The 18,874-nt window shown below is 65.0% G+C and carries 17 protein-coding genes, 2 tRNA genes and 5 pseudogenes; 13 read left to right on the forward strand and 11 right to left on the reverse strand.

Annotated features, from left to right (window positions below; translation table 11 throughout):
* Nucleotides 1-86: 86 nt before the first annotated feature.
* The 5 genes from JWP83_RS01320 (at nt 87) to JWP83_RS01340 (ending at nt 3,271) form a co-directional block, all read left to right on the forward strand.
* On the forward strand, nt 87-434 hold the full coding sequence (locus JWP83_RS01320) for a nuclear transport factor 2 family protein (protein WP_297724985.1): 348 nt from the start codon (nt 87-89) through the stop codon (nt 432-434).
* Nucleotides 435-472: 38 nt separating this feature from the next.
* Nucleotides 473-1,471, forward strand: coding sequence for a phosphotransferase family protein (locus JWP83_RS01325; RefSeq protein WP_297725075.1), 999 nt, complete (start codon nt 473-475; stop codon nt 1,469-1,471).
* 19 nt (nt 1,472-1,490) lie between these two features.
* A complete protein-coding gene (locus tag JWP83_RS01330) occupies nt 1,491-1,997 on the forward strand; it encodes a hypothetical protein (RefSeq protein WP_297724988.1) in 507 nt (168 codons plus the stop codon).
* A 38-nt stretch (nt 1,998-2,035) separates the two neighbouring features.
* Entirely contained in the window at nt 2,036-2,656 is a 621-nt protein-coding gene (locus tag JWP83_RS01335) for a hypothetical protein (protein WP_297724991.1), read from the forward strand.
* A 72-nt stretch (nt 2,657-2,728) separates the two neighbouring features.
* Complete coding sequence (locus JWP83_RS01340; RefSeq protein ID WP_297724993.1) at nt 2,729-3,271, forward strand: GNAT family N-acetyltransferase; 543 nt, start codon at nt 2,729-2,731, stop codon at nt 3,269-3,271.
* Nucleotides 3,272-4,267: 996 nt separating this feature from the next.
* Here JWP83_RS01340 and JWP83_RS01345 read toward each other — a convergent pair.
* From JWP83_RS01345 to JWP83_RS01365, 5 genes and pseudogenes are all read right to left on the reverse strand, one after another.
* Nucleotides 4,268-4,738: a hypothetical protein gene (locus JWP83_RS01345; RefSeq protein WP_297724997.1), complete on the reverse strand. Its 471-nt coding sequence runs from the start codon at nt 4,736-4,738 to the stop codon at nt 4,268-4,270.
* Nucleotides 4,739-5,253: 515 nt separating this feature from the next.
* On the reverse strand, nt 5,254-6,819 hold the full coding sequence (locus tag JWP83_RS01350) for a wax ester/triacylglycerol synthase family O-acyltransferase (protein ID WP_297725000.1): 1,566 nt from the start codon (nt 6,817-6,819) through the stop codon (nt 5,254-5,256).
* 378 nt (nt 6,820-7,197) lie between these two features.
* Complete coding sequence (locus JWP83_RS01355) at nt 7,198-7,380, reverse strand: DUF6307 family protein (RefSeq protein ID WP_297725003.1); 183 nt, start codon at nt 7,378-7,380, stop codon at nt 7,198-7,200.
* 36 nt (nt 7,381-7,416) lie between these two features.
* Nucleotides 7,417-8,548 (reverse strand): annotated as a pseudogene (locus JWP83_RS01360) (alanine dehydrogenase).
* A gap of 6 nt (nt 8,549-8,554) precedes the next feature.
* Nucleotides 8,555-9,307 carry a TetR/AcrR family transcriptional regulator C-terminal domain-containing protein gene (locus JWP83_RS01365; protein ID WP_297725006.1) on the reverse strand — a complete coding sequence of 251 codons (753 nt, stop codon included), beginning with the start codon at nt 9,305-9,307 and terminating at the stop codon, nt 8,555-8,557.
* 184 nt (nt 9,308-9,491) lie between these two features.
* On the opposite strand from JWP83_RS01365, the gene JWP83_RS01370 reads away from it, so the two are divergent.
* Entirely contained in the window at nt 9,492-9,830 is a 339-nt protein-coding gene (locus tag JWP83_RS01370) for a hypothetical protein (RefSeq protein ID WP_297725010.1), read from the forward strand.
* Between the two features lie 43 nt (nt 9,831-9,873).
* Here JWP83_RS01370 and JWP83_RS01375 read toward each other — a convergent pair whose 3' ends face one another.
* The 3 genes and pseudogenes from JWP83_RS01375 to JWP83_RS01385 form a co-directional block, all read right to left on the reverse strand.
* The gene (locus JWP83_RS01375) at nt 9,874-10,665 is read right to left on the reverse strand and encodes a transglutaminase family protein (RefSeq protein ID WP_297725013.1); all 792 of its coding nucleotides are present in this window, start codon (nt 10,663-10,665) and stop codon (nt 9,874-9,876) included.
* A 253-nt stretch (nt 10,666-10,918) separates the two neighbouring features.
* Nucleotides 10,919-11,371 carry a DUF5994 family protein gene (locus tag JWP83_RS01380; RefSeq protein ID WP_297725016.1) on the reverse strand — a complete coding sequence of 151 codons (453 nt, stop codon included), beginning with the start codon at nt 11,369-11,371 and terminating at the stop codon, nt 10,919-10,921.
* A 168-nt stretch (nt 11,372-11,539) separates the two neighbouring features.
* Nucleotides 11,540-11,749, reverse strand: a pseudogene (locus JWP83_RS01385) (leucine zipper domain-containing protein); the annotation flags it as partial.
* 84 nt (nt 11,750-11,833) lie between these two features.
* On the opposite strand from JWP83_RS01385, the pseudogene JWP83_RS01390 reads away from it, so the two are divergent.
* The 3 genes and pseudogenes from JWP83_RS01390 to JWP83_RS01400 all read left to right on the forward strand — a co-directional run.
* Nucleotides 11,834-12,234, forward strand: a pseudogene (locus JWP83_RS01390) (transposase); the annotation flags it as partial.
* Nucleotides 12,235-12,482: 248 nt separating this feature from the next.
* Complete coding sequence (locus JWP83_RS01395; RefSeq protein ID WP_297725021.1) at nt 12,483-13,532, forward strand: trypsin-like peptidase domain-containing protein; 1,050 nt, start codon at nt 12,483-12,485, stop codon at nt 13,530-13,532.
* Between the two features lie 50 nt (nt 13,533-13,582).
* A complete protein-coding gene (locus JWP83_RS01400; protein ID WP_297725024.1) occupies nt 13,583-13,945 on the forward strand; it encodes an FAD-dependent oxidoreductase in 363 nt (120 codons plus the stop codon).
* Between the two features lie 125 nt (nt 13,946-14,070).
* On the opposite strand, the pseudogene JWP83_RS31110 reads toward JWP83_RS01400, so the two are convergent.
* Nucleotides 14,071-14,196: pseudogene (locus JWP83_RS31110) on the reverse strand (GNAT family N-acetyltransferase); the annotation flags it as partial.
* A 216-nt stretch (nt 14,197-14,412) separates the two neighbouring features.
* Here JWP83_RS31110 and JWP83_RS01405 point away from each other — a divergent pair.
* Both JWP83_RS01405 and JWP83_RS01410 read left to right on the forward strand, forming a co-directional pair.
* The gene (locus JWP83_RS01405) at nt 14,413-15,588 is read left to right on the forward strand and encodes a DUF1611 domain-containing protein (protein WP_297725027.1); all 1,176 of its coding nucleotides are present in this window, start codon (nt 14,413-14,415) and stop codon (nt 15,586-15,588) included.
* Complete coding sequence (locus JWP83_RS01410; protein ID WP_297725029.1) at nt 15,585-16,751, forward strand: alanine/ornithine racemase family PLP-dependent enzyme; 1,167 nt, start codon at nt 15,585-15,587, stop codon at nt 16,749-16,751. The genes JWP83_RS01405 and JWP83_RS01410 overlap by 4 nt, the downstream gene beginning before the upstream one ends.
* Nucleotides 16,752-16,937: 186 nt before the next feature.
* Here JWP83_RS01410 and JWP83_RS01415 read toward each other — a convergent pair.
* Together JWP83_RS01415 and JWP83_RS01420 are read right to left on the reverse strand one after the other, a co-directional pair.
* Nucleotides 16,938-17,013: transfer RNA gene (locus JWP83_RS01415), tRNA-Arg, on the reverse strand.
* Nucleotides 17,014-17,033: 20 nt separating this feature from the next.
* A tRNA-Ser gene (locus JWP83_RS01420) sits at nt 17,034-17,125 on the reverse strand.
* 89 nt (nt 17,126-17,214) lie between these two features.
* Between JWP83_RS01420 and JWP83_RS01425 the strand changes: the two genes are divergently transcribed.
* Nucleotides 17,215-18,291: a pyridoxal phosphate-dependent aminotransferase gene (locus tag JWP83_RS01425; RefSeq protein WP_297725032.1), complete on the forward strand. Its 1,077-nt coding sequence runs from the start codon at nt 17,215-17,217 to the stop codon at nt 18,289-18,291.
* Nucleotides 18,288-18,759, forward strand: a pseudogene (locus JWP83_RS01430) (DUF4334 domain-containing protein). Before JWP83_RS01425 ends, JWP83_RS01430 begins: the two are co-directional and overlap by 4 nt.
* The last annotated feature ends 115 nt before the right edge of the window (nt 18,760-18,874 follow it).

Raw genomic sequence — 18,874 nt, forward strand, 5'->3', positions numbered from 1 at the left:
CAAGCCGAAGTCCCTTAGTTGCCCACACTATTGTTCCAGCCTCCCGCGGCGCTGGCCGCTCGTCGGCGGTGACCTAGGCTTCTTCCATGACGCGTACGCCGCAGGAAATATTCGCCCACCACGGGAAGGCGCTGGGCGCGGGCGACCTGGACGAGATCGTCGTCGACTACGCCGAGGATTCCGTGCTCATCACCCCGGCAGGTGTCGCGCGCGGCAAGGACCGCATACGCGAGGCCTTCGCCAAGCTGCTCGACGATCTGCCCAGCGCGGCGTGGGACCTCAAGAACCAGATCTTCGAAGGCGACGTGTTGTTCCTGGAGTGGGCCGCCGATTCGGCCGCGAACCGGGTCGACGACGGCGTCGACACCTTCGTGTTCCGTGACGGCATGATCTGGGCGCAGACCGTCCGCTACACCCCGCATCCCAAGGGCTGAATGTGGATCACGTCGACCTCAAGGCCGTAGCGGAATGGATGTCCGAGGAGGGGCTCGGTGAGGGCCCGCTCGAGGACGTCGCCAACGTCACCGGCGGAACGCAGAACGTCATGCTGCGATTCACCCGGGCCGGGCGGCCCTATGTGCTGCGGCGCGGACCCCGGCACCTGCGCCCGCGCAGCAACAGCGTGATCCTGCGCGAGACCAAAGTCCTTGCGGCGTTGGCCGGCTCCGATGTGCCGCACCCGCACCTGATCGCCACCTGCGACGACACCAGCGTGCTCGGTGACGCCGTCTTCTACCTGATGGAGCCGGTCGACGGGTTCAACGCCGGCGAGGGGCTGCCGCCGTTGCACGCCGGCGACGCGAGTGTGCGCTTCGGGATGGGGCTGTCGATGGCCGATGCGCTGGCGAAGCTCGGCGCCGTCGACCACGTGGCCGTCGGCCTCGCCGACTTCGGCAAACCGGCCGGGTTTCTGGAGCGTCAGGTGCCGCGCTGGCTTTCCGAACTGGACTCCTATCGGCAATACGAGAACTACCCGGGGCCGGACATCCCGGGAGTCGAGCAGGTCGCGGCCTGGCTGGAGCGCCGCCGGCCGACGGCCTGGACCCCCGGCATCATGCACGGCGACTATCACGCCGCCAACGTCATGTTTTCGCGCACCGGGCCGGAAGTGGTTGCCATCGTCGACTGGGAGATGTGCACCATCGGTGACCCGCTGCTGGATCTGGGCTGGCTGCTGGCCACCTGGCGCCAGCCCGACGGGTCCAGCGTGTTCAGCCACGCCCTCGGCGGCCAGGACGGGCTGGCCAGCACCGACGACCTGTTCCGACGGTATGCCGCCAACACCACGCGCGACTTGTCGAACATCACCTGGTACACCGTGCTGGCCTGCTTCAAGCTCGGCATCGTGATCGAGGGAACGCTGGCCCGGGCCTGCGCGGGTAAGGCCGAAAAGGAGGTCGGCGACCAGCTCCACGCCGCCACGGTGCATCTGTTCGAGCGGGCGCTGACGCTTATCGGTCACGAATCCTGACCTACTAGCATCTCCCTTCGTGCCGCCCTACCCCGAGAACCCCGACTTCTACTCCGAACCCACCCAGGCCGCTTACGGCGGTTATTACGACGAGCCTGCGCCCCAGCCACCTGAGCCGCCGACGCCGTGGTATCGCCGCCCTTTGGCGCTGGTAGCGGCCGGTGCGATCGGGGTCATATTGCTCGGCCTCGCGGCGTACGCGGTGGTCAAGCTGGTCGCCGGTTCGCCGTCGCCGGCTCCAACCACCACAACGACGACGACACCCGCGCCCACCACCACCGCTTCAGTGGTGACCACCACCACCGCGGCGCCGCGCCACCACGGAGGCGGTGGCGGGGGCGCGCCGACGCAGACGGTCACCGAGACCGCCCCGCCGCCGAGCACCGACACCGGAACCCCGGGCACCGACACTCCCACGACGACCGTCCCGCCGAGCACGGTCACCGTTTCGCCGAGCACCGAAACCAGCACGGTGACCCAGACCGTGACCGTCCCGCCGCGCCGGGGTTTCGAACCGCGCCCATAATCGAGACACGTTGAGGACTCGGCGGATAGCCTCCATGCGTGGACGTCGGGGACTCGGTCAGGCGCTCACTTGACCTTTGGGAACACCGCGAGTGGGATCCGGCAATGATTCACGCCTGCAACGCCGTCGACGGGACCGCAAAGAAACGCTATCCGCAGTCGGGCGTCGCGACCCGGTTCAAGCGCACGATCCGGGACTCGCTGGACATCTTTCAGGTGATGGCGGCACCGGGGATCGACTTCGATCAGAGCCGCTTTCCGATAGCGGTGAAATCGGACCTGCCCGACGGCCGTCCCGACATCGCCGACGTCATGTACGGCATTCACCGCTACAGCCACGGCCACGACGACGAACTGCCCGAGGGCTTCGAACTGACGCCGCATGGGCCGCGGCCCGCGAGCGTGCACGTCTGGCGAACCGGGAAGATCCAGCTTCCCGCCTCGGCGGCGATCGGCCTGTTGGCGGTCGCCGTGTTCTCACCCGAGAACAAGGGCGAGGCCATCCCTGACGGCTACCAGCTCAGCTGGTACCAGCACGTCTTTCACGTCTGCATGTGGTGGGGTTGGCAGGACCACTTCCGCGAGATCATCGCCACCGCCCAGATCCCGCAGGCGACTCTTGACTTCGCCGAGTCCTGGGATGACTGGACGCCGGTTTAGAACCCCAGCCGCGTGAATCGTTCGCCGGCAATCGGTTACGCCCCGCGGCTTTGACGGTGGAAGATTGCTGGCATGCAAGCGAGCATCGGCCTGGTGCGTCCGGCTTCCCCGCAGGATGCGGCCGCCTGCGTCGCGATTTACCGCCCCTACGTTCTGGACACGGCGATCAGTTGGGAAATCGAAGTCCCGACCGTGCAGGAGATGGCGGGGCGTATCGCCGCGGCCCGCGAGGACCACGAATGGCTCGTCCTCGAACGCGATGATCGGATCATCGGCTTCGCCTACGGGCACGCACTCAACCGGCTGGCTTCCTACCGATGGTCGGCCGAGACCGGAATCTATGTCCACGTAGACCATCACCGCGCCGGCGGCGGCCGCGGACTGTACACGCAGCTACTGCGCCGGCTCACCGAGCGCGGCTATCGGCGGGCCCTCGCCGGCATCACCCAACCCAACGAGGCCAGCAACCGTTTTCATCGATCCTTCGGGTTCGAAGAGGCCGGGCTGCACCGGCGCGTCGAATGGAAACACGGCAGCTGGCACGACGTCGCGTGGATGCAACTCGATCTGCTCGGCGATACCGACCAGGATGCGCCGCCCGGCCCGGTCGCCTGAAGGAGCGGCCTTACCGCACGCACTCCCGCGCGGGATGAGCACGACCACGCGCCCATCCCGAACCGGGAAGGTTAGAGGCTAGCGGCCGCCGCCGGCGCCGCCGCCGAAACGGCCACCGCCGGCGCCACCACCAAGGCGACCACCGCCCGCGCCACCACCCACGCGACCCATCGTTTCCGCACTGCTGATCGTCATCATGGGCCGTAGAGTATCGCCGAATATCCGCGGTCACAACCAACTCCGTCTTAACGGTTCGGCCATACCGAGATGCAGTACTGCCGTCGAGCATTGGCGGCGATCTGACGGGCCACCCCGACGGCCGCGTGGTGGTGGAGTGCGCGTATTCCAAGGCTGCGCTAATCCTCGGTTGCTCGGTCCGGATGTTGATGTTGGAGGTAGTGCCTCGGGCGGCAGCAACAGCCCCAAGGTGAGGCGAGAGCGGCCATTGGTCCTGCTGGCCGGCCAGGGCCGCGAAGCGGCCGCGAATACAGCGCGGAAATAGGGCCGGACCCTTGTCGGCCGCGGCACGGCCCACCCTCGGCGTGCAAGTGAACGTGCGGAATCTTCCGCTTCACGCAGCTGTTGGCTTGACGCGGGAGCCGCCAGGAGCGGTGTAGCTGGAACAGAACGTGACCGAACCGTCGTCGGCGACGAAACGGACGAACCGTGCAGCCCCCATGCCGGTACCGTCCGTGCTCATCGCCAGCCAGCCGTCGCCAGCCAGCCGATACCCACAAAGTTGGGTGCCGGTTCCTTCTACGCGACAACGTCGAGTTTATTGCCCGTCGGTAGTCCACCGCTCGCCTGCGCCGCCTTCTGGATCCCAAATCGACTGGGCGGCCATTTCCTTGCGTCTGGCCCTGCGGCGCATGCCCGCACGGAGTATGTCCCTGACCGTCAATGGGCCGTCAACGATCAACGAGATGTCGGATTCTGTCGGGGGCGTTATGCGCTCCTCGGCAGGGACGGAGATCGAATGCGTTCCGGTGGTGTGCGTCATGGTCGTGCGCCTATCTGCCCGCCGAAGCGAGCTGCTGTTTGGTGTGGGTCCTGCGTTGCGGATCGGGCGACTTCCAACGGTGCGGAGGTGACAGGATGACGGATCGTCGCGCGCCTCAGCCGGCGGTTGTCCATCGGATCGTGCGTCGACTTCTGGTGTTCAAGCTGCCGGATCAACTCGCGCTTTGCATCGCAGATAGCACGGGTGATGTCCGGGTTGTCCGCGACCGCTACCAGCAGTGGATGGCCGGGAAGGGTTGTGCGCAACGTGATGCGCTGCTCCTTGCCGCCGCGGTCCTGCAGGGTGACTTCTATGTCCACATCATTCGGATCCCACCTGCCTAGATGCGCCTCGAGCGCGGACAACGTCTGTATGACGTGCGGATGCTCCTTGGCTACGAAACCCGCGCCGACGTGGATCACGTTCTCGCGGAAAATATTTCGTTTCGCGTTGTTAGATTTCCTCATTGTGGCCTCATTTCGGGTGCTTGGTCGCGGGCTGTTGATTTCAGTAGGTTCGACGCGTAGCTAGACGAATGTCATGTTGCAGGTCACCGGAACCGCCGGGTCCAGGGCGTGATGGCGCCGATCGCGAGAACCAGCGTGCGGTTGTGCTTATTCATCGTGGTCGTTCTCCTTTTGATTGAAAGAGTGGGCACACATGTTTTCGGGGTTCTCGACGCGTGTCGTCGTCGTGCATCGGTCTGAACCAGGATCTCCGGGATCAAGCGGAAACACGTTAAGCGCCAACGGCGAATTCGTGAAGGTCGACGAGCGCAGTTGCCGGACTAGATCTTTAGTAAACGCTCTGTCAGGCGCAAATGTCAACACTGTGTGCCATCAGCGTTGGCACATTGACAAGGTGGCATCGGCCGTTCTCCCCATCGCCAGGCAGAGAAGCCTTCGCGGCTCAGGGACCGAAAGATGGCGTCTGTTCGTGCGTTAGGTGGGACACCAGAACCTCCGTGACTCGATGACGTGAGCTACGCCGGCCGTTTCGTGATGGGAGGCAGCTTGGGCGCCAGCCCGCTTCGCGGCCCCGCGAATTGCGTTGTGGCAGTGGCCTTAATGGTGGGCTTCGGTACGCCGCAGCGGGCTAAACCTGCTCTCTGGCCGGCATTTTCTTCGGCGGCCTTTTTCAGTTCGCCCACCACATCTTCGATGCCGCGCGCGACCGATGCGACGTCATCGACGTTGTCGGGGCACGCGACGACGCCCACACCCAGGGTGCCGCCATAGGACACGGCGGTGATGTTGAGGTTGGCGCCCTCAAACAGCGGGGCCAGGGCATGGATGCCAAGGACGTGTGCTCCGGTGCAATAGATTTGGTCGGGGGGACCCGGAACGTTTGAAGTGATGACATGAGCGAATGGAGAGTGGAATCGCGAAAGTTTCAGGCAGGTGTACACACCCATCACCATGCCGATGACCACCGGTGGAACGAGATCTATGACGTCGGCGAGGTTGACGGGCGGCACTGCCCGTCGTCCGTTCTTGATCTTGGATGTCGCGTCGTGAATGCTCGCCAACTGCTGTGCCGGGTCGGCCAGATCGACCGGCAATTTGACGACAGCCGGTGACCAACTATTGGACGCGTCGGCATCGACACCGCGCGTCGAGATCGGCATCATGGTGCGCAGCGGATGGCTGGGCACCGTGTCGTGGGTTGCCAACCACCGGCGCAGCGAGGATGTCGTTGCGGTCAGGAAAACATCGTTGACGGTGACATCGAACGCGGCCGTGATGACGCGCAGATCATCCATCGCCACCGCGGCGAACGCAACGCTGCGTCGCGCGGTGAGCGGGGCGTTCAGCAGCGTTCGCGGCGAGCTCTCGTGCTTCTCGGAATCCAGACCATCGGCCCGTTGCGGGCCGCCGCCCGCGACTAGTTGGCGTACCGATCCCAGCGCAGTTCCTACCACCGACTTCACCGCGGCGGGACCCAACCTGACAGCGATCCGAATGCCCACAGCGGTGTTGGCCGCGACCTCGTCGATCACGTCCCACACCCTCGCGGCCGCGCCGGGCATCGTCGCCCGGGCCCGCTCTGGCGCCGCCGCAAATTGAGCGTCCGCATCAACAGTCATCAGTTCGGGCAGCATGGAGTTCACCGCGCCCACACCATCGGTAATGGCGTGGGAGAACTTCATCAGCACCACGAGCCTGCCGTCGGCGAGACCCTGCACCACCCAGGCATCCCACAGTGGGCGGTCGCGGTCGAGAGGCTGCCCATGCAGCTCGCCGATAAGGGTGGTCAACTCCCGTATGGTGCCGGGTTTGGCCAGCCGCACACGATGCAGATGGCTGTGGACATCGAACGCGGGGTCCTCGATCCATGACGGCTGGCCCAACCCGAAGGGTTTGGTGAGCAGGCGTTGCCGGAAATCCGGCAGCACCGCAATGCGCTCAGCCAGCAGCTTATAAATCGCCCCGGCGGTCAATTCGCCGCGCGCCGAGGGATCGCAAAACAACACTGCCATCACGTGGGTGGGCATCACGGATGTCTCGCCGTGCAGCGTGACGCCGTCCAGGCCAGTCAATCGTTTCATCATGCTGCTCCATCCGTATCCGAGCTGTCAGCTCAAGGCTTGGCTGGCGACTTTTCTCGCCGCGCGCTCAGTAACGACGGCGCTGAACACACCCCAAACCGCATGGCCTCGAGGTGATTTGGTGATCGCCCGCATTGTCTCGCAATTCATGCCAGCGGCGCTTCGACCAGCATACACTGTGGCGATCACCGTTCGTCAACACCGTTGACGTCCTAAGCGCGTGCAAGTTACGGCGGAGGTCCGGTGCTCAAGGGAAAGTGCACGGCGATGCCAGCCGGGCAAATCAAGGTCTCGCGGCGTCGATCAGGAACGATGACACGCACACCAATCAGGAAATCCGTGCGGTCGTTGAATGTTGAAGCCGAGCCGGGCCGTTGCTCAGCGCACCTTTTCGGGGATTGAGTTAATTGCATGCAGGACGTGTACGGCGAGTTTGCCTGCCGCGTCGGTGCCCAACTTGGAGTGGGCACTGATGGTGTCCGTGACGAGTTGGAGCCGAATCTCGTAAGGAGTGCGAAACGTTGTGAGCGGAGCCATCGAATTCCCTTTGTAGTCGAGCATGTTCGCTCGCAACCGAGCTGCTCGATACTGATAACCTTACGCCGATTCGCGGCCACCGCTTCCGCGACGAGCATGCGGGTATTGCGTTTGCCGATTTTGGAAGGACATGACGCTCGGATTTAACACAGCCCCGTCGAGGATCTCGATCGCCCGGCGCACCGTCTGATCCGCCTGCCACGAGTCACGCCCGGCAAGCACCATTGGCAGGTAGGGAAGCAGCGCCTCGCTGATCTCCCAGGTCGCCGAATCCCACAGGCAGGAGGGGCTGTGGTCGACCGCATAGTAGGTGACGTTCGGTCCGACGACGAACGTCGGCCGCTCAAACGAGGTGGGCGTGCCCAGCTGAATCCCATTGCTGCATCACAGGATACGTCGACTATTAGGCTGTTCGGCCGTAGCGCGGCGAGGTCGCCGTCCAGAAGGATCAGTGGTGCGTTGGTGTCCTGCAACACGCAGTTGATGATGATGTCGTGCCGGGCAAGGTATCCGGCGAGCGGCACGCTGCCTTCTTGGGTACACGCAAAGCTCACCGGCGAGCCACCGCGAGAGTGCGTGTCTTGATCGAAGTGCACGATCGGGGCCGGATGAATCGGGGAGGCGACTTCGGTCACGCCGCGATTGGTGAGGACGTCGATGTCGTTTACACCCAGCGCGTTCAACGCAGTCACCGCACCTCGCGCAGTGGCGCCGAAGCCGATAACAGCGGCCCACAACCGGCGACCGTAGATGCCCGACCAACCGACGATAGACATGGCATGCAGCACCGAGCAGTAACCCGCGATCTCGTTGTTCTTATGGAAGACATGCAATTTGAACGAGCCGGCGCGGCTCCACAGGTTCATCGACTCGAACGCGATAAGCGTCTGTCGACAGTCGATGGTCAGCTCCTCGTCTTGCACGCAGTGCGAAGCTCGGCCAGATCGCGGGCCGTGAGGCTTTAGGAGAATGACATCGCACTCCGCGATCAATTGCTCGCGGGAACGCATCCCGGCCACCCAACCGACAGCTGCGTATCGGAGACGCCGAGATACTCCCCGTATCCCCCTTCGAGATAGATGCTGGCGCGAACATCGGCGCCTATCCGATCGAAATGGTGTGGGTGGATCGGCAGACGGCGCTCGTTCTCCTTGGGAGTCGCGCCGATGACACCGAGGCGCAGTTGACCCATGCCCGCCTACTTCCTCACGCGCTTGCGGGTCAAGCGCTTCGGCACTGACACGGTGGCGGCCAGACCGATGAGCAACAGATCGAGCCCGCGGTCGAGTTCGGCCGCACCGTCGTAGGAGCCCAGCGCTGTGGCCAGCGCACGCACCTGGGGGAACTCGGTGATCGCGAGCCGGTGCAACCCGAGGCGCAGCACATCATCGGACTCCTCGGGCCGCTCGACGACCTCCTGCAGCTCGGTGAGGATATGGCCATACAGATAGCCGAAGAGCACGCGGTAAATGTGTAGCGCATCGACTCCGCTGAAGCCCACCGACGTGAGGAGCGCGACGACGTCCTCCAGTGGCCGCAGCATGCCCGGCGGCCGCTGCCCCAGCGGCATCGCCAGTGGCCGAGTCACCAACAGCGGCACCACATTCGGGTGCGCCAGGGCCAGCCGGCGGAAGTCATGCGCGACCGCGCGCAGCTGCCCGGACCAGTCCAGGTCTGCGGTGTCCACCCGTAATTGGCCCAGCACCATCTCGGCGACCCCATCGAGCAGCGCCGCCTTGTTCGGCACATGCCGATAAATCACCGTCGGATCCCGACCTACCGCCTCACTCAGACGCCGCATCGACAACCCATCCACACCATCACGATCGACCAACTCCAACGCACACTGCAAAATCACCGACCGGCTGACCTGACCGTCCTCTGGGCCGTTGGCAACGGACGGCCCAAGTCCATCAGCGGCTGTATCGGGAACCGCCGGTTGCTTCGCCATCGTGGCCGACCCTCCCTTACGTGTCGCGGGTTCGCGTCCTATTCTAACGGCATACGTCAACGCTGTTGACAGACGGGCATGAAGAGCGTGTAGTGGAGGTCTGCAACGGGATCAGAGGTGTCGATCGCTCGCCATCGTTGGATTGATCCTCGTGTTCCTCGCCGCGCTGGTCACAATCGTTGGCGTGCCGAGCACTGCAGGGGCGGCCCACCCGCCGACCGTGTTCGGCTACCACGTGATGTGGTCCACCGGCACAGTGTTCCTCTTCGGGATCGTGGTCGGCGCGGTGGCTCTGCTCGAACTCATCATGCTTGTGGCCGGCGCGCGAAGCCTTACGCGCCGACGATACGACGCCCGAAGCGCACTTGCAACCGCATCCAACGGGAAATCCTGGTCGTCAACCGACGCCTCGACACCCGTTTCAAGCACCAACGGTGGGCCGACAGCACGGACGTACCCGCGTCCTCACGAGGGCGCGACAACGGTGGCGCGGAAGCCCACGATGGCGTCGCGGGTCGCCTAATCCACAGGCGACTGACACGGCGCGAGATGGAAACCGCGAGTGATCAGCCGATCGACACCAATTGATCGATGGCGTCCGTGGGAAGCTCACCATCGACGACCGCCATCACGACCAACTTGTTCAAGGTTATTGCGCCCTTGTGGTTGTCGAGAAAGGCAATGTCGGCGGCATCGCGCCCAGTGGCGATGCGCACCAAGCTCTGCCGAGGCGCCAGCAGCGTCCCGTCCACCACCCGCCAGTGTCCATCGACGAATGCCTCGGCGACCGCGTGGAAGTCCATCGGATACAGGCCGGGCGCATAGACAGAAACGACGCGCGCCGGCACATTGACGGCCCGTAGTAGCGCCACCACCAGGTGCGCGAAGTCGCGACACACGCCCGCACCGGCGAGCAAGGTGTCCACCGCTCCATCGATCGGGTCACTGGAACCCGGCACGTAGTTTAGCCGGGTGCCCACCCATAGCGACACCATCTCCAACAGGGTCGCCGAATCGGCGTAGTTGCCGAATTCGGTTGCGGCGAAGCCAAAGAACTTATCGACCTCGGCATAGCGGCTGGGGCGCAGGTACAGGGATAGGTCGTACTCGGACACCGGTGCCGGGTCGGTGCGACCGACGATCGTCGCGGCGTAGTCGACCGTCAGGTTGCCCACCTCAGCGTCCAGCTTGTGGATGCGGTTACCGTGCACACCGCTGATCTCTAAGGGCTGGACAGGCTTACCGTCCAATTTGAACGACAACGACTCGGACACTTCGGTATTGGTATGCGGTGCGACGGCAATCTGGAACTCCAACGTCGTCGGCGCGATGATCTCGACTTCGAGCTCTGCGCCCACATCTCGCTTCACAGCGCCGGTGACGGACCGGCGGGGTGCGGCGCATCGAGCAACCCCTTGGAGCGCTCGGGCGCCGACTCGCCTTCTACGTGTATCACGCTTTCGCGCAGAGCAATCCGATTCGAATCGTCTGACTTACTCACGGTGGTCGCTCTCCTTCGATGACGTTGATGGGCATCACGCGGTCGCGCTGTCCCGACGGTGCCGGCCGCGCCGCCCACCACGTGCCGAACCTGTGAGCACGAGGATCTATCTAGTTTCGCGCGCCGGTCATGAGGCTGTCGACAGTTGAATCGTTGCTCGGTGCCGCGGCGGCCATAAGCGTGGCGTGCGCTTCGTCCGGGTCGGCGTCCGGAGGTACCACCAGCAAGACGATCCGGTCGCGGTTGAGCCCGAGAACTTCGACGGTGTTTGTTGGCTGACGCCGGTATCCGTCGAGCCGAACCCGTCGCCCGCCAGTCGCGAGTTTCGCAGATGGTTTTGCCCATTCATTGAGGTTGTACATCACGCGGTCAATGCGGCCCAGCCGAACGGACAGTACCGCCAGCAGATCTGGCAGCTCCGCCGCGAGCTCGTCCGTGTGCGGCCACCATGCCCCGTCGACGTACCCGCTGTGGGGCGCCTTGGGCTTCAACCGCAATCGCGGAGTGTGTTCCGGCGGTGAGGAGCGCTGCCCGACGTCGGCGCGATCTTGGTTTAGCGTCATGTGACGCTCCTGTCTTGACCGCGAACCGGCCAGATCCTTCGAATCGCCGATAACACAACCTTGAACGGTCATGTGACGAAATACCGCCGATCTTCTAGGAGCCTACTCGGGTAGTCCTGGCCCGTCGCGGCGATCGCGTGGCGCATGCACCTATCGCGCGGACGTCTCGCGCGACTCCGGCAATTCGGCTTCGACCTCGGCCGGCATTTGACGCGGACACGAGACCGGCCGATGCGACCGGTCCACCAGCACGCCAGGCCCAGGGCCTCATAGCGGATCAGCCCGGTGTGCGGATTCTGTCGCGACCACTCCCAGCTTCTGGGCGACCTGCGACACCGTCAATTCGTCGCCAACCACCGACAACACGGCCTGACACATCTGCTGTGCCACGCTCAACTCCCTCGCCCAGGGTGAACCGCCCCGGCATGTCCGGAGACTCCGTTTCTTGGAAAGGATGGAGTCATGTCAGGTGGTTCATCGAGGAGGTACCCGCCGGGGCTGCGTGAGCGGGCGGTGCGGATGGTCGCTGAGATCAGCGATCAGCACGATTCGGAGTGGGCAGCGATCAGTGAGGTCGCCCGCCTACTCGGTGTGGGCACGGCCGAGACGGTGCGCAAGTGGGTGCGCCAGGCCGAGGTTGATGCCGGCGCACGGCCCGGGACTACGACCGAAGAGTCCGCCGAGCTGAAGCGACTGCGGCGCGAGAACGCTGAGTTACGAAGGGCCAACGCGATTTTGAAGACGGCGTCGGCTTTTTTCGCGGCCGAGATCGACCGGCCAACACACTAATCACCCGGTTTATCGCTGATCATCAGGGCCACCGAGACGGTCCTGATGGTCTGCGCTGGGGTGTCGAGTCGATCTAATGCACACAGCTGAGCGAGCTGGGTGCGCCGATCGCCCCATCGACCTACCGATGGTCGGCGATCGCTGCTGCCGCGGCTATCTCGGCCTGGCAGGTCAGCTCAATGCGCCGGGTTTGCGACTGCCGTGGCCAGGCTGGTCGCGCTCTAGACTGGCAAGGTACCGGGATTGGAGGGTTGCGGATCCAATCCTCGCCTCGACACCGCATTCAATTCATGCACACCGATTTTTCACGGAGGTGTCGCTGATGCATGCTCCATCGACCCCGTGCCGGCCAGCCTGGACGCGGTTGCTCATCCCGATCGCCGCCGGCCTACTCGCGGGGTGTAGTTCTTCGGCGCCGAGCGGCTCGACCACCACAACGGCACCGAGCGGCGCGTCCGCCGCCGGGTCCGCAGCCCCCGCCGACATACCGGCACTGGTCCGGAAGGTGGAGCCCTCGATCGTCACCGTCCTCACCGAAAGTGGGCTCGGCAGCGGCGTCGTTTACAAGACCGACGGCACCATCATCACCGATGCCCACGTGGTCGCCGGCGCTCAACAGATAACGGTGGCGTTCGCCGACGGGCAGCAGGTACCGGCGAAGGTTCGGGCCGCCGATCAGCTGTCAGACGTCGCGGTTCTCCAGGCCGACCGCGGCGGGCTGGCCGCGGCGACGTTCCAGAAAGACCTGCCCGAGGTCGGGGCGCTCGACGTGGTCATCGGCAGCCCGCTCGGGTTCGAGGCCACGGTCACATCGGGCATCATCTCGGGGCTGCACCGCCAGATCCCCGGTTCGGCGTCCGAGGGCGCGCCGCTGGTGGATTTAATCCAGACCGACGCCGCGATATCGCCGGGTAACTCCGGCGGTGCAGTGATCGACCGGCAGGGTGATGTTGTTGGCGTAAGCGAGGCCTACATCCCACCGACCGTCGGTGCAGTGGCCCTGGGCTTCGCCACCCCCGCGGCCACCGTTGCCGACGTCGCAGACCAGCTACTGGCCACCGGAAGCGCGCATCACGCCTACATCGGCATTCAGCCCCGCACCCTGACCCCACAGCTCGCACACAGCCTCGGGGTCAACCGCACCAACGGTGTCGTTGTTCTCGCCGTCGCTAAACCGAGCCCGGCCGCCGACGCCGGCATCCGGCCCGGCGATCTCATCACCGCGCTCAACGGTCACGACACCCCGACGGCCGAGGATTTCATCGCCGCACTGCATAACGCCAAACCGGGCGACCACGTACAACTGACCGTGCTGCGCGGCAACCAGACCCTGCAGATCTCGGTGACCGTGGCCGACCGTCCCGCCACCTGACACACCGCGGAGACCACCAATCATGGCCTCCGCGTTTCGGCGCAAAGCCGTTGTGGGGCGCGGACACCGACAGCTCGAACCGCTGGAACCTCGTGTACGACGCCGGAGCCCGCTATCGCAGGCTCGCCGTCCCGGGCATCGAGGCATTCGAAGGCAACGGCGTGTACTACGCCGCCACCCACCAGGAGGCGTTGATCTGCGGGACCGGCCCGGTCGTCGTGGTCGGAGGCGGCAACGCCGCTGGCCAGGCGACACTGTTTCTCGCCTCACGCTGTTCCCGCGTACACCTGGTGATCCGCGGCGACGACCTCGGCAAGAACATGCCCCGATATCTCGTCGACCAAATCCAACGGCACACACGGGTGTCGGTGTGCTGGGCGCGCCCGAAGGGATTCGAACCCCCAACCTTCTGATCCGTAGGCACGGGCGGATGGTGCGACCAGGCACGATACGAGTTCAATTGTCGTGTAGGTGGTGGTGTCTGGAAGCGTGACTGTCGTCATCGTTGTCGTCGGAACTGTCGTCAGCTCGCGCTACAGCGCTGATCGCTGACGAACCAGGCCTCAGTGTCGGTGGGACGGTAGCGGGCGAATCCCGTTTCGGAGCCTGGCTCACCGTGCACCGTGACATACCAAGGCCCCGAGAAGGATTCCGTGCGGAGCCGTGGCGACCCACGCGGACGTACCGAGATGCTCCTTGCCCCGGTCAAGGAGTACGGACGCACCACATGGCTCGGGCTCGGCGGAAGCAGGACAGTCAGAACCGATCGGGTACGGTTAACATGCCGGTAATCTTGCCGGCCCTCAGGGAAGACCGCTGAACGTTGGGCTCACCGCCCCGCCACGATCCCGTCGCCTTCTGAGACTTCTCAGAGGATCCTATGTCTTCGCTGGCCAGCGGTACCCCTTCTCTCGACGCGTCCGAACAGAGCGAGTGCATCCTTCCGGCAGCTCCCTTCGCGCTGCCTGCTGGTTCCACCGCGATCGTCTACTGCGAGGGAGTGTTCGGCGAGCAGGACGGTAAGACCGCCAATGGCCTGGTCCGGCACTCGGAGAAGTACGAGATCCTCAGTGTCATCGACAGCATCCGGGCCGGAGTCGATGCCGGGAAGTTCCTCGACGGCACCGCGAACGGCATCCCGGTGCTGGCGTCGCTCGCCGAGTCCATCTCTCACGCCGGCCGCGTACCGGACTACCTGATCTGTGGCATGGCGCCTGCCGACGGCTTACTGTCGGACGAGCAGCGGGTCGTGCTGCTCGACGGCATCGCCCGCGGGATGCACATCATCAACGGCCTGCACGAGTTCCTCAATGACGACGCCGAGTTCGTGGCGGCAGCCCTGATCGCCGGCGTCACCATCACCGATGTACGCCGACCGAAGGCCAAGCGCGACCTGCACCTATTCTCCGGCCGGATCTTCGACGTCACATGTCCCAGGATCGCGATCCTGGGTACGGACGGAGCGATCGGGAAGCGCACCACCGCCACCTTGCTGGTTCAGGCGCTGAACGCGCGCGGCGTCAAGGCGGTAATGGTCGGCACCGGTCAGACCACCTTGATCCAGGGCGGGAAGTACGGCGTCGCGCTGGATGCGCTGGTCCCCCAGTTCTGCTCGGGCGAGGTCGAGCACCAGGTGGTCGCCGCGTTCGAGGGTGAGGACCCTGACGTGATCGTGGTCGAGGGCCAGGGCGCGCTCAGCCACCCCGCGTATCTGACGTCGGCTCACATCCTGCGTGGCAGCCGCCCGGCCGGCGTGATCGTGCAGCATGCGCCGAAGCGCAAGGTGCTCGGCGACTTCCCGATGGTGCCGATGCCGACCGCGGCCAGCGAGATCGCACTGATCGAGGCGTTCGCCGACACCCGCGTCATCGGGATCACGATCAACCACGAGGAGATGACCGAAGAGGAGCTGAGCAACGCGATCTCCGAACATCATTCGCAGCTCGGCCTCCCGGTCACCGACCCTTTAACGCGCCCCTCGTCGGATCTGGTCGAAATGGTGCTGACGGCCTTCCCCGCGCTCGCGGTGGTGGCCGACACGACCACACCGGTGTGACGCTTCGGATCGAGACCGATCTCGACAAGGTCGAGCAGAATACGCGGATCCTGGTTGACCAGCTTGCCTCCACGGGCATCCGGGTCACCGGGATCACCAAGTCCGTGTTGGGCTCGCCCGGAGTCGGCGCGGCGATGCTGCGCGGCGGCGCCCGCGGCCTCGGTGATTCCCGGGTGCCGAACCTCGCTCGGCTGGCCGGGCTCGACCGATCACCGTTACGCACGTTGATCCGCTCACCCATGCTCAGCCAAGTGGCACGGGTCGTTGACGTCGCCGACGTCAGTCTGAACACGGAGGCCGTCGTGCTGGCGGCGCTCGATCAGGCCGCGTCCCAGCAGAAGCGGATGCACGCCGTCGTGCTCATGGTCGAGCTGGGTGACCTACGCGAGGGCATCGCGCTCGACGACGTCCCCGAGGCCGTGCGGGCCGTCCTCGGTCACTCTTGCCTCCGGCTCGTCGGGCTCGGCGCCAACCTCGCTTGTCAGAACGGCGTCATGCCCGACGACGGGAACATGGGCATCCTCACCGGGCTCGCGGACGATATCGAGGCACTGCACGGGATCTCGCTCGACGTCGTCTCAGGCGGCAACTCGGCGAACCTGAACTGGGCCCTACACACCCACGACGTCGGCCGGATCAACGAGCTCCGACTCGGCGAAGCCATCCTTCTCGGCGTCGATCCGCTGTACCGGGCACCGATCCCCGGCCTGCACACGGACGCCTTCACCTTGACCGCCGAGGTCATCGAGATTGCCTTGAAACCGGCTCAACCCTGGGGAGATCGTGCTCAGGCGGCCTTCGGCGAGGCGCCGGTCCGCACCGGCAGCAGTACCGTGAACCAAGCAATCCTGGCCCTCGGTCGCCAGGACGTGGACCCGGACGGTCTGCAGCCACCCGAGGGCATCACGATCCTCGGGATGAGCAGCGACCACCTGGTGGTCGACCTCGGCGATCACCCCGTCGCGGTTGGCGACGAGATTGACTTCGGTGTCGCCTACGGCGCACTCGTGCGGGCGATGACGTCGCCCTTCGTCACCAAGATCGAGCACCTTGGCCGTTCCGTCGCACCCGAGGCCACCCAGGTACCAACATCGATCCAGGTTTCGACCCTGCGCTCAGTGCCGGACGCCGATGCCTGTAGCGACCTGCCTTCCCCATCTTGAGTGCCTGCTCCGCACGGTCCATCTCGTACATGGGGCCGTCGGAGCCGGAGGTGGGACGAAGGTCGTCTACAGTCTTGACCTTCTGACAACTATTCTTCCGGTGCCCAAACCACCCGTCAGATGGTCAAAACTGTCGTCAGTGAGCAACCGGGCCGCTTCCCACACTGACGGAAAGGGCCCCTAAGCTGGCGCGCCCGAAGGGATTCGAACCCCCAACCTTCTGATCCGTAGTCAGATGCTCTATCCGTTGAGCTACGGGCGCCTGTCTTCAATTGTGTCGCGTGGCGGAGGCGAGAGGATTTGAACCTCCGGTCCCCTTTGAGGGGGACAACTCATTAGCAGTGAGCCCCATTCGGCCGCTCTGGCACGCCTCCATCGGACTTCCTGAGGGTACCCGAACCCTTTCAGCCGTCCCGGAACCGCCGGAGGCATAGCGTACACAGCGCCGACATATGCTGTCGAAGTGACCGCCCGCCTGCGACCCGAGCTGGCCGGGCTTCCCGTCTACGTTCCCGGCAAAACGGTGCCAGGTTCGATCAAACTGGCCAGCAACGAGACGGTGCTTGGCCCGCTGCCGAGCGTCCGCGCGGCGATCGAACGGGCAACCGACAGGGTCCACCGCTATCCCGACAGCGCCTGCGCGCAGCTCAAGGCGGCGCTGGCCAAGCACATCAGCAGGGCGAGCTCCGCGGACTTCGGGCCCGAGCAGGTCGCGGTCAGTTGCGGTTCGGTCAGTTTGTGCCAGCAGCTCATCCAAATCACTGCCTACGCGGGCGACGAGGTGGTGATGGGGTGGCACAGCTTTGAGCTCTACCCGCCCATGGTGCAGGTGGCCGGCGCCGTCGCCGTCAAGGTGCCCTTGACCGACCACACGTTCGATCTCTACGCGATGCTTGCCGCGGTGACCGACCGCACGCGGTTGATCTTCGTCTGTAACCCCAACAATCCGACGTCCACCGTCGTCGACCCGGACGCACTGGCCCGATTCGTCGAGGCCATACCGCCGCACATCCTGATCGCCATCGACGAGGCTTACGTCGAGTACATCCGCGACGGCATGTTGCCCGACAGCCTGGAGCTGGCCCGGGCCCGCAGCAATGTCGTTGTGCTGCGGACCTTTTCGAAGGCTTACGGGCTGGCCGGGCTGCGCGTCGGGTACGCGGTCGGCCACCCCGACCTGATCACCGCGCTCGACCAGGTTTATGTGCCGTTTGCGGTGACGAGCGTCTCGCAGGCCGCCGCCATGGCCTCGCTGGACGCCGCCGACGAACTGCTCGCCCGCACCGACGCCGTGGTCGCCGAGCGCTCCCGCGTAACCGCCGGTTTGCGGGACGCCGGATTCACGCTGCCACCCTCGCAGGCCAACTTCGTCTGGCTTCCCCTGGGACCGCGCACACAGGACTTCGTGGCGCAGGCCGCCGACGCGCGCATCGTGGTCCGCCCGTTCCCGCCGGACGGTGTGCGGGTCACCATCGGGGCGCCGGAGGAAAACGACGCGCTTTTGCGGTTTGCCGGCGACTGGATTAAGGAGCGCCAATGAGCCTGGCCCGCAAGAAGTTCACCGAATTCAAGGAACGCACCGCCGGTATTGCCGACGCCGAGCTCGACGACTTCTCCGCGACGCTGCAGCCGGCGACCATCGACGAGATGATGGGCGAGTGGAAGGGCGGCGAGTTCGTCACCGGGCACAAGATGAACGGCCAGTTGGAAAAGGCCGGCTGGTTCGGCAAGACTTTCGAGTCGGCCGCCGACGTGCAGCCGCTGGTGTGCGTGGACGCCGACGGGAACAAGTTCTCGAACAAGGCGATGGGCAAGGGCGAGGCCAGCCTATGGCTGGAGGACTTCCGCGGCGAAGTCACCGCGACCATGGTCTACTGACGTTTCCCGGTCTAACCCGTGCCACGACCATTTCAAGAAGATCGACGACGACGCGGTGATGGGCATCATGAACGGCAAGGGTGTCCTGGACGGCGGCCGGTACTACTACTTCTACCTCCAGCGGGTGTAGCCGCTGCGCCGTTGAGTGTGCGCCGACGGCTTTGAGTGGGAATCCAGGGCGGGAATCGGAGCGGATTTGCGCCCTGAGCGCACGCTCAAAGCCTCCCGCGCACACTCGATTTACT

Source organism: Mycobacterium sp., assembly GCF_025965855.1.
Classification (GTDB): Bacteria; Actinomycetota; Actinomycetes; order Mycobacteriales; family Mycobacteriaceae; genus Mycobacterium.